The sequence below is a fragment of the Chitinophaga sp. SYP-B3965 genome (genome assembly GCF_009647655.1).
GTDB lineage: Bacteria > Bacteroidota > Bacteroidia > Chitinophagales > Chitinophagaceae > Chitinophaga.
Genome location: NZ_WJFD01000001.1, coordinates 3,139,955 through 3,154,286, shown reverse-complemented (window position 1 = coordinate 3,154,286; position 14,332 = coordinate 3,139,955). Strand labels below are relative to the sequence as shown.

Genomic DNA, 14,332 nt, shown 5'->3' with positions numbered 1-14,332 from the left:
TCATAGTTTAGAAGTTAATATACGCCCCTCCGGTAAAGGTTTTCATCAGTGGATAAGAGTCCAGTGTGAGCTGTTCCGGATCATGTTCTTTCAATCCTGATATGTAGAACAGGTTGGCAGCATTAGTGAATAACTGCACATTGGTAACACCGATCCTGCTCAGCCATTTTTTAGGAAGCGTATAGGTGAGGTCCAGGTTCTTTAAACGCAGGTAAGCGCCGTTCCTTAACCAGAAGGAAGAAGCTCCGCCACCTACATCTGCTACCTGGAACTCTCCGGAAACCCGGGGATATTTAGCGTCAGGGTTTTCAGGTGTCCAGTAATCCCTGGCCCATATTTCAAAGTAAGGTCTGTCGTTCTGGAATACGCCACCACCGTTACGGGTGCTGATCATCCTGTCATAAGCGCCTACACCCTGGAAGTGTGCGTTTAATCCAATGCCTTTCCACTCTAATCTGAAGCCAACACCATAGTTCATTCTTGGGGAGCCATTGGTGGAAAGGTAGGTCATGTCATTATCATCGATCTTACCATCCGGTCCTTCTGAAAAGTTAGCGCCACGGATATCTTCAAACAGCAAATAACCAGGTTTGGGAATACGGCCATATTGTGTAAAACCTGCGGGAAGTTTATCCAGGTCTGCCTGCGATCTGATGATGCCTTTTGAAATGAGGCCGTACACTCTGTCGTTAGGTTGCCCCAGTATACTTCTCCAGTTGTCTTTATAAGTACCATTATGGAGCGCCTCCGCTTCATCAAAGAGGTCCCATTTATCTTTGGCATAACCAACATTGCCATATATGGAGTAGGAGAGTTCCCCGATCCTGTCAGACCATCCGGCAGATATCTCAAATCCTTTCCAGGAACGTTGTGCGTAGTTTAATGAAGGAGGGGTGGCGCCCAATGTAGAGGGGGTTGAACCATCTCTGGTGCCGAGAATGTCCCATTGCTTTCTTGTGAAGAAATCGATCTCACCAGTCAGCCTGTTGCCAAGGAATCCGTAATCCAGCCCAATATCGAGCATGTTTGAAGTAGACCAGGTAACGATAGGATTGGGCATGGGGCCGGGTGCGATCCCATCATTCAGTGTTGTACCAAAAACATAACCAGTGTTCTTCGCATATGTCTGGCTCCAGTAGAAAGCGTTCACGTCATCATTTCCGGAAGTACCATAGGAACCTCTCAGCTTCAGGTTGCTCAGCCAGGGTGTATTGGCCTTTATGAAATTTTCTTCCGAGATGCGCCATGCTGCAGATACAGAAGGGAAGAAACCCCATCTGTGGCCTGGTGCAAATTTGTAGTTCCCATCATAGCGGAAGGAAAATTCAGCAATGTATTTTTCGTTATAGATATAATTGGCGCGGCCTATCCAGGAAGCCCTTGCTGTCATGGTTTCATTACCCGTGAACCATCTTCTGCTGGCATCCTGAGATGCATTATAGATCTGGTCAATAGCGGTGGTTAGTAACTGATCTGCACGGCCGGTGAGGTTGTTGCCATTGTCCTTGCCTTGTTCATATACCGCTAATGCAGAAACAGCATGTTTCCCGAATGTTCTTTCGTATTTCAGGTTCCAGTTGATCTGGTAAGAATTGTAGAAGTTAACATCATGCTGGATATTAGGATAATTAGCACTCAGGTTATGGAGATTGATCTTAGTAGGATCGATCGGCCCCGGAACAAATTTATTGGTACCGGCTGCAGGCTGGAAAATGTAGGCTTTGTTATGTACAACAAAGGATTTCATATTCTGATCATATCCGTTATAATGTGCCTGAAAGCTGGTACTTAATCCCTCTGTGATATCAGCCAGATCAAGGTCCAGGCGAATGATACCATCCAGTGTACGTTTCTTGATATCACGGTATCCGCCACTGTTGAGCATCAGTTCTACCGGATGCCATGCACCAGGTACTACGGGATTTTCATTGGTATTGGTGGTGGGGTTACCGGCATCATCTACATAAAAAGGATATAAGCGTGTCCAGTTAAAAGTGGCCCTGTAAAAGTCTCCCACATTAAAGTCTTCCGCACCATCATAAGGCCAGTACCAGCGATGATAATTACGTTGGTTGCCACTAAGGTTCACATTGATCTTAAACCGCTTGGAGATCCTGGCGGTTACATCAGAACGGAAGTTGTACCTGCCGAAGTTCAAATTCTTGTAAGAACCTTCTTCATCATGATAACCGAGTGATAAATAATAGGACAATGTTTCTGTACCACCTCTCACTGCCAGGTTATGTTGTTGTACAGTGGGGTTCTGCCAGATATAATCGTTAATAGAATAACTCTTGTCTTTAAAATAATCATAGATCTCCTGGCCATAACGCTTAGGATTTCCCAGTGTTACATCCACCTGGTTATTGAATTCGATCTCCTCTGTGGCGGTATAGCTCTGTATGGGTTTTGTGGGCCTTGAAGTAGAATAGGAGCCTTTGTATTCAAAGGTAGGTTTCTGTACGGTACCGGTTTTGGTAACCACCAGTACCACGCCATTGCCTGCTTTAGAGCCATAAACAGACGCTGTAGCAGCATCCTTCAGGAAGTTGATACTTTCTACCTCACTCGCATCCAGGGCATCAAAATCAGCCTTGCCTTTGATGATCCCGTTGATCACATACAAAGGGTCCGCAAAACTTCCACGCATGCGGATAGAAGAGGAGGCGCCTGCCAAACCGGTACTGCCCACTACGGTCACTCCCGCAGCACGGCCAGCCAGCAGATTGGACAGATTGGAAGCAGGGATATTGCCGATCTCTGATGGTTTAATGGTTCCAATAGCACCTGTAAGGTTCACCTTTTTCTGGGTACCATATCCTACCACCACCACTTCGTTTAACCCCGATGTAGATGCTTTTAACACAATATTGCCCAGTTCACTTTTCCCGTTCACCGGAATTTCCAGCGGCTCAAAGCCCATGAAACTGATCTCCAGGGTCACTTTTTCATCCACTGCAAGGGAGAAAGAACCATCCACTTTGGTCACTACCCCTATGCTCTGGCCTTTTACCTTTACGGTTACGCCAATGAGCGGGGCGCCAGCTTCGTCCAGGATCTTGCCATGCACCTCTATCTTATCTGCCAGTGCAGAGGCGTTGGGGGAGATCACTACAAGGTTCCTGTTGAGGATCTTGTAGGCAAGAACGTTGCCCAGCACCTGTTGCAGGATCTCCTGCACCGTAGCATCGGTAACGTTGATATCGATCTTTCCGAGTTTTTTAATGTCATCCTGCAAAAAGAAGAAGCGGTAGTCACTTTTCTGCTGGATATTGAGCAGCACCTTTGCCGCATCCACCTGCTCCAGCTTTAGAGAGAACTTATCCTGTCCATACCCCATGGCGGATACATGTAAAAAAGGTATGACGATGAATAGAAAAGCTATTTTCATAATCAAAAGCAACTTTAATACCGACTGCGTGGAAATTTTCTGCAGCTTAAACCTGCATTTTTTCATAGATTTGAGTTGAAAAGTTAATAACAGTGGCCTAAGCAGGGCTAATTGCCCTGCTCAAACCAGTTCCAGAAATTGTTAGCTATTCATGGGGAGGAGCTCCACCTCTTCCCCTTTCATAGAATTTACTGCACTAAGGACCGTGGTGTTCCATAAATGGCGATTTTGGTTTATTGTAGAATTACGTGGTTGGGCTTAAAACAAGAGATTACCTGATATATATATTGTTCCCTGTCATTTCGTATTTAAAGTGCACCATCATTTGCAGTATGTGCATTGTTTCTTCTATGCTTACGTTGTCAAAGTCGCCATTCAGGCGGAGGTCTTTTAGTTTTTCATTTGCGAAGTAGAACTTTACATTGTGCCATCTTTCCATTTTTAATGCAACGATGTCAAAAGATTCATTTGTAAAAGCCAGCTTTTCCTTTACCCACACTGCTTCTTCTGGTATGGTTTCATTGTTGGCTGCTTTTACTGTTTGCACTTCATATTTGATATTTGAAATTGGTTGATCTGATTTTGTGAATATGTTATTCTTGAGTGAGATCTTTTCATTTGGCAGGAGGATCACTTTCTTTTCCTTACTTTCCTTCAGGCTTACTTCTACTTTGCCTGATACAACCGTGGTTTCAATATCTTCCATGGTGTTATAAGACTTTACATTGAAAGCCGTTCCCAGCACTCTTACCGTCATGCGGTCAGTATATACATGGAAAGGATGTGCGGCATCTTTGGATACATCAAAGAAAGCTTCCCCGTTCAGCCAGATCTCCCGGTCCTTTACACCAAAACCTTTATGGAACCTTAACTGGCTGCCACTGTTCAGGTTTACCTGTGTTCCGTCCGGCAATACAAAACGTTTCCTTTCTCCGTTCTTTACTGTTATGATAGAGTCCTGTACTTCTGTAACAGCCACCAGGGGAGAAGGGGTGTTATAATTCCGGAAGCCGAACCATGCTGTAGCTACAGCGCCTGTTATGGCAGCTGCTACAGCCAGCCTGCGTATGATGAACCATTTCCGGGAGGGTGCAGCTGTTTCATGCACTATATGCAATCTCCTGGCAGCGCTATCCCAACGTTCCTCCATATGCAATTCATCTTCAGCAGCTTTTTTCAGCCAGATCTCCTGCAATAGCTCTAATGTATAAGGCTGAACAGATTCCCGCCTGATCAGTTCTTCCAGTTCAGAAAGTTCTTCCTCCGTGGCTTCTTTGCTCAGTTTTTTTCCCAGTAAAACAAAAAGTCTGGCATCATTCATTAGCGGATGTGCTTTATTATAGGACACAAGGAATTCGGGTATCCCCTAGTGGAGCGGAAAGTTTTTTTTAATTCTTTATACCCGGCAGGGTAAAGGATTTACGGGGGAGGGGGAAATCTGCATCCAGTAAAGAGGCTAATTTTTTAATGGCGGCGGCAATGTGGTTCTCAACGGTACGGGGTGAAATGTTCAGTATTTCTCCCACTTCTTTATAAGATAAGCCGTTTTCTTTTACCAGCTTATAAACGATACGGCATTTGGGGGGCAACTCATGAATGGATTTATTCACGCGCTGTAACAGTTCAGAAGCTACCAGGAGGTCTTCCGGATTAGGCACCAGTTCTGCGCACACCACATCCAGCTGATCCAGATCTATCTCAGCTGTAGTACCCCGCCTTGTTACATGATTTAAACAATGATTCTTTACAGAAACATACAGATATAAACGCAGGTTGGCAATTTCAGTTAGGCGCTTGCGCTGGTTCCAGACCTTTATAAAAACGTCTTCCACTATTTCTTCAGCAGTTTCCCGCACTTTTACGATGGAAACGGCGAACTGGAAAAGAGTCGTGTAATAGTGCTTAAATAAGATCTTGAATGCGTGCTGGTCATCAAAAAGAGCTACCTGTTCCTGTAAAGCCTGTATCTCTTTATCATTCATGTCCAAATATTAGCTGTAACCAAGGTATTGTTAATTTCCTATAAATACAAGTTCCTTTTCCGCTGAAATATTGCCAATATCGTGTATAATTCACGCGGATGTTTATGATAGCAATATCATTTTAACCTTTCTCAATGTTATTTTATATTACTATCTTGGTTATATACATACGCTTCAACTTAAATCTAAACCTTCAATGCAAAGATTTTATTCCCTGTTTCTGCTACTAGCGGTCTGCCTAACCGTTAATGCACAGCAGAAAAAAGACCTAACCCCTGCCGATTATGCAAAATGGCAGTTCTTCGCCGGCACTACCTTATCTGAAAATGGAGAATGGGCAGCTTACTCCGTAGGTGTTCAGGAGGACAATGATACCCTCTACCTTTTCAATCAGCTCACCAACAAACGGTATGCCCTTGAATTTAGCACGGCTCCTTCTTTCTCGAAAGATAACCAGTGGGTAGCTTACAATATTGGCGTTCCTTTCAAGGAAGCGGAAAAACTGAGAGATCAGAAAATGCCCATTCCTTTAAAGATGGGTTTGCTGAACCTGGTGACGGGTAAAAAAGAAGTGATCAAAGATATCAGCAGTTTCCGCTTTTCGAGGAATGGTAAATTCCTGGCTGTAACGCTCAACCCGCCAAAGGAAAATAAAGATAAAGGCACGGTTGTATTGCTCAGGAACCTGGCAGACAGCAGCACGCGTACCATAGGCAACGTAACGGCCTCCGAGTTTAACCGCAAGAGCGATCATTTTGCCTATATCCTGGAATCTGCTAACCAGGCTGGTAATACCGTAGAGTTATTTAATCTGCAAACCAATGTGGTAAAAGTACTGGCCAGCGATACCTGCAAGTTCTCCAAACTGGCCTGGTCCAAAGAAGGGGATGGCCTTGCTTTTTATAAGACGACCAAAAGTGAAGATTACGAAGAAGAAAATGCGCAGGTATATGTATATAAGAATTCAGTGCTTTCTGTATTTGATCCTGCCAAACAACCTGCTTTTCCAAAAGGCATGCGCATTAATCCAAATTCCAACCTGCGCCTGACGGATGATGTAACGGCTGTTTATTTCAGTATCAAAAACTGGACGGCTAAACCAGCAAAGAAAAGTCCTGTGAAGGATTCTGCCAGCGTGAAGAAGGATACGGTGAGTATAGCAAAGGCAGATACTACAAAGAAAACAATAGTACCACCTGCGCCGAAGAAAGAAGATAAACTGGCAGCAGTAGACATCTGGCATTGGAAAGACACAGAGATCCAGCCTCGCCAGAAGATCACTTACATGATGGATAAAGACTTCAGCCTGCAGTCTGTCTGGAACTTTTCAAGCAACAGCTTCTTTCAACTGGCCAGCGACAGTACGCCCCGCGCGAACCTTGCCAACTATCAGAAGTTTGCGGTGATCACTACAGATAAAAAATACAAGCCGGCCTTCAAGGAAGACTTCTCTGATTTCTATCTCGTGAATACCCGCACCGGCGAGAAAAAACTGATCGGTGAAAAGATCATCCTGTCATACGGATACGCGCCCAACCTGTCTCCGGATAGCAAGTATGCACTGTACTATAAAGATAAACAGTGGTTTACCTATAACACAACCACAGGAGAGAACGTGAACATCACTAAAGATATTCCTACCATTTTCGAGGACTTCCATGATGATCATCCTGCAGCCAAACCACCTTTCGGTTTAGGTGGCTGGACAAAAGGAGATAAAGAAATACTCCTCTATGATGAGTATGATGTGTATGCCGTAAAACCGGATGGTAAAGGATTCCGCAAATTAACGGATGGAACAAAAGAGGAGATCAGGCACCGGATCATCCGGACAGATTTTGAAGAGCCTTTCCTGGACGACAGCAAAGCCATCTATATTGATCTGTATGGTGATAAGAGCAAATACTTTGGTGTGGGCAAAGTGGAGAAGGGTAAATTCAGCCGCCTGATCTATGAGCCGAATGCGGTAGATCAGTTCAATAAAGCGAAAGAAGCAGATGTATTCACTTTTATCCGCGCAGACTATAACCGTTCTCCCGAATTATATATCACAAAGAATTTCCAGGGAGAACAAAAGATGGCCAGTACCAATCCACAGCAGAAGGATTACAAATGGGGCAAAAGTGAATTAATATCTTTTACGAATAAGAAGGGAAAGAAAATGCAGGGCGCATTGTTCTACCCGGCAGATTACCAGCCTGGTAAGCAGTACCCGATGGTAGTGTACATCTATGAGGAACTGGCTAATACCGTACATAGCTATGTGATCCCTTCTGAAAGAAGGGCTTACAATACCACTAACTATACATCCGGCGGTTATTTCATTTTCCGTCCGGATATTGTGTATGATATCAACGATCCCGGAATGAGTGCAGTTGATTGTGTGGTACCCGCAGTGGAAGAAGTATTGAAAACAGGCATGATAGATAAGAACAAAGTGGGTTTGATGGGGCATAGCTGGGGGGCTTACCAGACCTCTTTCATCATTACACAAACAGATCTTTTCAAAGCAGCCTGCGCAGGTGCGCCTTTAACTAACCTGATCAGTATGTCCCTGGCTATTTACTGGAACTCCGGTATGCCTGATCAGAAGATCTTTGAAACCAGCCAGGGCCGTTTTGATGGTCCGTGGTACGACAGGATGCAGGAGCATATGCGTAATTCTCCCATCTATGCTGCGCAAAATATCAAAGCACCGCTGCTGGTTGCCTTTGGTGATAAAGATGGCGCAGTGGACTGGCACCAGGGAATTGAAATGTATGGCACCATGCGCAGGATGGAGAAACCGCATGTGATGCTGGTGTATGCAGATGAAAATCACGGCCTTGCTAAAAAGGAAAATCAGATAGATTATCAGAAGCGCCAAAGGGAATGGTTTGATCATTACCTCTTAGGTAAAACAGCGCCGAAGTGGATCACAGAAGGGGTTTCTTATTTGGATAAGATGAAGGAACAGGAGAAAGAAAGTAAACAATAAATAAAAACGCCCCCGGTAAAATCGGGGGCGTTTTGTCATAAAAAAGCCCCGTATTATACGGGGCTCCCCAGTCATACAATAACCAGGTTGATCGTTAACTTCTTTATCTGATAGCTTGCATGGATGCTTTGGCAGCAGCCACGGTAAACTCGATGTCTTCTGTTGTAATAGCATTACTGATGAACCAGCTCTCAAATGCAGAGGGTGGCAGATAAACGCCTCTTTCCAGCATGGCATGGAAGAAACGTTTGAATAATTCATTGTTGGCGCTGGACGCTGCCGTAAAGTCAACAATGGGATATTCCGCAAAATGCACGCTCATCATGGAACCGATGTGATTGATCTGGTACACCACACCTGCTGCGCCAAATGCTTCCCGCAGACCAGCAATGAGTTGATTTGTTTTTTCCTGCAACTGGGTATAGATAGCAGGGCGTTCCTGTAATGTTTTCAGCAAAGTATAACCTGCTATCATGGCGATGGGATTGCCGCTGAGCGTTCCTGCCTGGTATACTTTGCCGGCCGGTGCAATGTGTTCCATGATCTCGCGTTTACCCGCAAAAGCACCCACAGGCATGCCGCCGCCGATGATCTTGCCAAAGCAAACGATGTCTGCTTTAATGCCGAATAATTCCTGCGCACCACCTCTTGCCAAACGGAAACCAGTCATCACTTCATCCATGATAAACACAATACCGTGGGTATCACATAAACTTCTCAGCCCTTCCAGGAAACCCGGCTGTGGCAGGATACAGCCCATGTTGCCGGCTACAGGTTCTATAATGATAGCCGCAATTTCATTTGGATATTCTGCAATGAGTTGTTCTACTGCAGGGAGATTATTATAAGGTACGCTAAGTGTATCATTCGCCACAGCACTGGTTACACCGGGAACAGATTGTATCCCTAATGTAGCCACACCACTGCCTGCACTCACGAGGAAAGAATCCGCATGGCCATGATAATTACCTTCGAATTTGATCACTTTATTACGGCCGGTATAACCACGTGCCAGCCGCAGGGCGGACATGCAGGCTTCTGTACCTGAGTTCACCATGCGCACCATGTCGATGTTAGGTACCATGCTTACGATCAGTTCTGCTACTTCTATTTCCAGTTTAGTAGGCGTACCAAAAGAAGTAGAATAGGTAGCATATTCCTGGATAGCTTTCACCACCGGCTCATATGCATGACCCATGATCATTGGACCCCAGGAATTGATATAATCTACATAACGGTTGCCATCTACATCATACAGGTAAGCACCTTTAGCATGCTGCATGAAAACAGGCGTGCCGCCAACGCTTTTGAATGCGCGTACAGGAGAGTTCACACCGCCGGGAATTACTTTATTGGCCTGTTCAAATAGGGCTTTACTTTTAGTATACATGCCATCAGTTTTTTAGTTGTTTAACAAACGCACCGCATCTTTCGCGAAATAAGTGGCAATCAGGTCTGCCCCTGCGCGTTTGATGCTGGTAAGGCTTTCAATCACCGCTTTCTCTTCATTGATCCATCCCATTTTAGCGGCTGCTTTGATCATGGCGTATTCACCACTTACATGGTAAGCGCTTACCGGAACGGTTACACTGTCTTTGATCAGGCGGATGATATCCAGGTAAGCCATGGCTGGTTTTACCATCACGATATCTGCTCCTTCATCTACATCCATCAGCGTTTCTTTCAATGCTTCACGTGCATTGGAGAAATCCATCTGGTAAGTTTTCTTATCACCGAAACCGGGTGCAGAATCCAATGCATCGCGGAAAGGACCGTAAAAGCAACTGGCATATTTGGCGCTGTAGGCCATAATGCCTGTTTTTGTAAAGTTATTATCTTCCAATGCTTCGCGGATAGCCAGGATGCGGCCATCCATCATATCACTGGGTGCCACAAAATCCGCACCAGCTTCTGCATGGCTTACGCTCATAGCGGCCAGTACATTCACAGTAGCATCATTTACGATCTCTTCGCCTTCCACAATACCATCGTGGCCATAAGAAGAGAAAGGATCCAGCGCCACATCCGTCATCACCAGCATACCAGGTACCGCTTCTTTCACAGCGCGGATAGCACGTTGCATTAATCCATTCGGGTTGAGGGCTTCCGTTCCTTTATTATCTTTCAGTTCATCCGCACATTTAATGAACAGCAGTACACTTTTTATGCCCATTCCCCACAGCTCTTTCACTTCCTGTACCGTAAGGTCCAGTGAATGACGAAAGTACCCTGGCATGGAAGAGATCTCTTCTTTAATGCCTTTTCCCTCTATAATGAAAAGCGGCGCAATGAAATCGCTGGGGCGTAAAATGGTTTCTGCTACCATCGCACGGATGGCAGGGGAGTTGCGTAAAATTCTGTTTCTTCTGATCATCATCTTCTATTTTAATTCACATTATTTAACCCATTCTCTCGGCTTCAGGTATTCCAGCAGCTCAGCTTCCGGACTCCCCGCGGCAGGATGAAAATCATACTCCCACCGCGCCCTGGCGGGCAAGCTCATGAGTATGGATTCTATGCGCCCGTTCGTTTTCAGTCCAAAAAGAGTTCCCCTGTCGTGTATCAGGTTGAACTCCACATAACGGCCACGCCTGTATTCCTGCCAGTGTATATTTTCTTCTGTATAAGGAAGGTCTTTCCTTTTTGCTACGATCGGGAGATAAGCGCCGATCATGGAATTACCGTTGGCAAACTGGAATTGCAGCAGCTGTTCTGCTGTGCGGGAAGGCTCGGGACGAAGGTAATCGTAAAAGATACCTCCTATGCCGCGCGCTTCATTATTCCGGTGTTTGTTCACGAAATATTCATCGCAATGTTTCTTGTATAACGGGTAGAGTTCTGCGCCAAAGGGATCGCAGGCTTCTTTGAATGTACGGTGAAAATGACTGCCGTCTTCCTCAAAGATATAATAAGGGGTGAGATCTGCGCCTCCGCCAAACCAGCAATCCGCTATGCTGCCATCTTCCTTGTAGAGTTCAAAGTAACGGAAATTAGCGTGTACAGTAGGTACAAAAGGATTGACCGGATGGATGACGAGGGAGATCCCTGCAGCCAGGAAGCTACTGTCTCCGGCCACATTGAACTGCTGCGCCATTACCGGCGGCAGTTTGCCATGTACCACGGAAGTGTTCACGCCGCCTTTCTGAAAAACATTCCCTTCAGCAATAACGCGGGTAATTCCGCCGCCACCGCCATCTCTTTCCCAGCGGTCTTCCCTGAACTTCGCTTTTCCGTCCATGGCTTCCACTGCGCTGCAGATCTCATTTTGCAGCTGGTGAATGAAGGGTATGAATTGTTCTTTGATCGTCATGCAGTATAACTTTTCACGGCTTCAATAAATGCTTTCGCATGATCTACCGGTATGTTGGGCAGGATGCCATGTCCAAGGTTCGCAATATAACGTTGCGGACCGAAAGCGCGGATCATCTCATGCACAGATTTCGTGATCTCCGGGATAGGACGCATCAGTTGCGCGGGATCAAAGTTCCCTTGCAAAGTAACGGCCGGTCCTGCAAACTGGCGGGCCAGTTCAGGTTTGATACACCAATCCAGTCCAAGTCCCTGCGCTCCTGTGGCAGCCATTTCTTCCAGGGCAAACCAGGCGCCTTTCGCAAATACGATCACAGGTGCGAGACCTTGCAATGCAGCTACGATGCGGCGGATATATTGTAAAGAGAATTCCTCAAAGTCTTTCGGGCTTAGTAAGCCACCCCATGAATCAAAGATCTGTACTACGTCTGCACCTGCTTCTATTTGTGCTTTCAGATAAAGGATCGTGGTTTCCGTGATCCTGTTCAGCAGTTCATGTGCAACAGCAGGTTGTTGATAACAGAAGGCTTTGGCTTCATCAAAAGTTTTAGATCCTTTGCCTTGTACCATGTAACATAACAGGGTCCAGGGGGCACCGGCAAAACCGATCAGGGGAACACGGCCAGCCAGGGTTTGTTTGGTAAGGCGCAATGCATCCATTACATAATGCAAACGATCGTTTACATCAGGGATCACGATCCTGTCCAGATCAGCCGCAGTTTTAATGGGCTGGGGGAGGAGGGGACCGAGTTTTTCTATCAGCTGCACTTCCATGCCCATGGCTTGTGGCACCACGAGGATATCAGAGAAGATAATGGCAGCATCTACACCTACCTGGTCTACCGGCATTACTGTGATCTCAGTAGCAAGTTCAGGTGTCTGGCAGCGTTCAAAGAAGGAATATTTATCACGCAGTTTGATATAATCAGGCAGAAAGCGTCCGGCCTGGCGCATCATCCATACCGGTGGGCGGGGTACCGGAGTGCCCTGCAATGCTTTTAACAACAAATCGTTCTTTAATCCGCTCATTCGTAGCAATTGATATTGTCAAAGTAAAAAATAGCTGTTTGTACTAACAGATCTACTGCGGGCTCAGGGCTCACAATGATCCGGTTATTGGTTATATCTTCCAGGGAAGCTGCGGTGGTAGTACCTATGGCAAAACATACCGTATGTTTTGGAAGGGTGTTCGCAGAGAAAAAACTTTTTACGCTGCTGGAACTGAGGAAGAGTACGCCATCGTATTCTTCTTCCAGTGTTGCGGGTGTTTCCACGGTATCATACACTACAATCTCTTCTACCGCTACATTGTGTTCCTGTAAAACATCCGGCAGCTCATTCCTGCGGATCCTGCCACAGAAGAAAACTACCGAAGGAATATTATGTTCTGCCACGATCAGTTCTGCCAGTTCCTTTGAATTCAGGGCAGTGCCTGCAATGGTAACATGATGCAGATGTTCTTCCACTGCTTTGCGGGTTGCACCCTGTAAGCAATATACTTTGCTGATCGTTTTTTTCTCAGGTGTATCATTGTAATGCAAAGCCCTGCTCACGATCTTCACTGCATTAGGACTCGTGAACACCAACGTGCTGCCCTTGATAAAGTGCTGCATACTTTGAGTCGTCAGCTCAGGCGTAAGCGTTGGCTGCACATCAATAAATGCCTGTGCAGATATAGCAATATCATGCGCCCCCGCAAGCTGCACCAGCGTTTGCGATAACGGCTTCGTACTCAGTATGCGGTATTTAGCGTTGGACATGTTTGATCTCTTCAATAATAGCATCACCTCCCTGCGCCAGTATTTCTTTGGCAGCAGATGTGCCCAGCCCGGCTGTTTTTGCTACCGGCAACTGATGAGAAACGGTAAGCGACAGTGTGCCATCGAGGTTACAGAGGTTGCCTTCAAAATATAATTCTCCTTCCTGAATATAAGCATAAGCGCTGATAGGGGTTGTGCAACCGCCTAAAAGGTAACGCAGGAATTCCCGCTCAATACCTGTGCAAAGTGCTGTGTCTGCATGGTTCAGGGGAGTTAAGGCTTCTCTGCAGAAAGTGTCATCTTCTCTGCAGGCCACTACAATGGCCCCTTGTGCTGGAGCAGGCAACATCCAGTCCAGTATCATAGATTCAGGGGGCCTTACGCCGATCCTTTCAAGTCCTGCAGCAGCAAAGATAGCGGCATCCCAGTTTTCGGAAGCCAGCTTTTGCAGGCGGGTATTTACATTCCCCCGAAGGTTGTGCAACTGATGTTGCGGATAACGCCGCAACCACTGTGCTTTTCGGCGGATGCTGGAAGTGGCGATGTTAGCAACATAAGTACTATCTTCTAAGAATTGTGTATCGTGTTTGTATACCAGCAGGTCTTTTACCGGCCCTCTTTCCAGGATGGCGGCATTGATGAGCCCTTTGGGTAATTGGGTGGGAACGTCTTTGTAGGAGTGTACCGCAATATCTATGCGGTCATTGAGCAGGGCAAGGTCCAGGCTCTTGGTGAAAATACCCTGTACACCAATCTCATAGAGTGGTGTTACGAGGTCAATATCACCGTCACTTTTGATGGGAACTAAAACCGTGGAGAACCCTTGTGCAGTTAGTAAATCTTTTACCAGGTTGGCCTGCCATAGTGCGAGCTGGCTTTCCCGGGTACCTATCCTGATGACTTTGTCCATTTG

General features: G+C 46.0%; 10 protein-coding genes. 1 reads left to right on the top strand and 9 read right to left on the bottom strand.

What is annotated here, in order from left to right; translation table 11 throughout:
* Positions 1–7 precede the first annotated feature (7 nt).
* The 3 genes from GFS24_RS12455 to GFS24_RS12445 form a co-directional block, all read right to left on the bottom strand.
* Positions 8–3,391 (bottom strand): TonB-dependent receptor, encoded by a 3,384-nt coding sequence (locus GFS24_RS12455; RefSeq protein ID WP_173003059.1) that lies wholly within the window; start codon positions 3,389–3,391, stop codon positions 8–10.
* A 271-nt stretch (positions 3,392–3,662) separates the two neighbouring features.
* The gene (locus GFS24_RS12450; RefSeq protein WP_153659881.1) at positions 3,663–4,712 is read right to left on the bottom strand and encodes a FecR family protein; all 1,050 of its coding nucleotides are present in this window, start codon (positions 4,710–4,712) and stop codon (positions 3,663–3,665) included.
* A gap of 67 nt (positions 4,713–4,779) precedes the next feature.
* Positions 4,780–5,373: an RNA polymerase sigma-70 factor gene (locus tag GFS24_RS12445; protein WP_153659880.1), complete on the bottom strand. Its 594-nt coding sequence runs from the start codon at positions 5,371–5,373 to the stop codon at positions 4,780–4,782.
* Positions 5,374–5,569: 196 nt separating this feature from the next.
* Between GFS24_RS12445 and GFS24_RS12440 the strand changes: the two genes are divergently transcribed.
* Positions 5,570–8,350 carry a S9 family peptidase gene (locus GFS24_RS12440; protein ID WP_153659879.1) on the top strand — a complete coding sequence of 927 codons (2,781 nt, stop codon included), beginning with the start codon at positions 5,570–5,572 and terminating at the stop codon, positions 8,348–8,350.
* A 103-nt stretch (positions 8,351–8,453) separates the two neighbouring features.
* Here GFS24_RS12440 and hemL read toward each other — a convergent pair whose 3' ends face one another.
* Genes hemL through hemC form a run of 6 tightly spaced genes read right to left on the bottom strand, consistent with a single transcriptional unit; the run spans position 8,454 to position 14,329 of the window.
* On the bottom strand, positions 8,454–9,740 hold the full coding sequence (gene hemL, locus GFS24_RS12435) for a glutamate-1-semialdehyde 2,1-aminomutase (RefSeq protein ID WP_153659878.1): 1,287 nt from the start codon (positions 9,738–9,740) through the stop codon (positions 8,454–8,456).
* Positions 9,741–9,752: 12 nt separating this feature from the next.
* The gene (hemB, locus tag GFS24_RS12430; RefSeq protein WP_153659877.1) at positions 9,753–10,724 is read right to left on the bottom strand and encodes a porphobilinogen synthase; all 972 of its coding nucleotides are present in this window, start codon (positions 10,722–10,724) and stop codon (positions 9,753–9,755) included.
* A gap of 21 nt (positions 10,725–10,745) precedes the next feature.
* Positions 10,746–11,660 (bottom strand): oxygen-dependent coproporphyrinogen oxidase, encoded by a 915-nt coding sequence (gene hemF, locus GFS24_RS12425; protein ID WP_153659876.1) that lies wholly within the window; start codon positions 11,658–11,660, stop codon positions 10,746–10,748.
* Positions 11,657–12,688, bottom strand: a complete 1,032-nt coding sequence (gene hemE, locus GFS24_RS12420) for a uroporphyrinogen decarboxylase (RefSeq protein WP_153659875.1) — start codon at positions 12,686–12,688, stop codon at positions 11,657–11,659. The genes hemF and hemE overlap by 4 nt, the downstream gene beginning before the upstream one ends.
* Positions 12,685–13,419: a uroporphyrinogen-III synthase gene (locus GFS24_RS12415; RefSeq protein ID WP_173003058.1), complete on the bottom strand. Its 735-nt coding sequence runs from the start codon at positions 13,417–13,419 to the stop codon at positions 12,685–12,687. Before GFS24_RS12415 ends, hemE begins: the two co-directional genes overlap by 4 nt.
* Positions 13,406–14,329: a hydroxymethylbilane synthase gene (gene hemC / locus GFS24_RS12410; protein WP_153659873.1), complete on the bottom strand. Its 924-nt coding sequence runs from the start codon at positions 14,327–14,329 to the stop codon at positions 13,406–13,408. Before hemC ends, GFS24_RS12415 begins: the two co-directional genes overlap by 14 nt.
* Between the last annotated feature and the right edge of the window lie 3 nt (positions 14,330–14,332).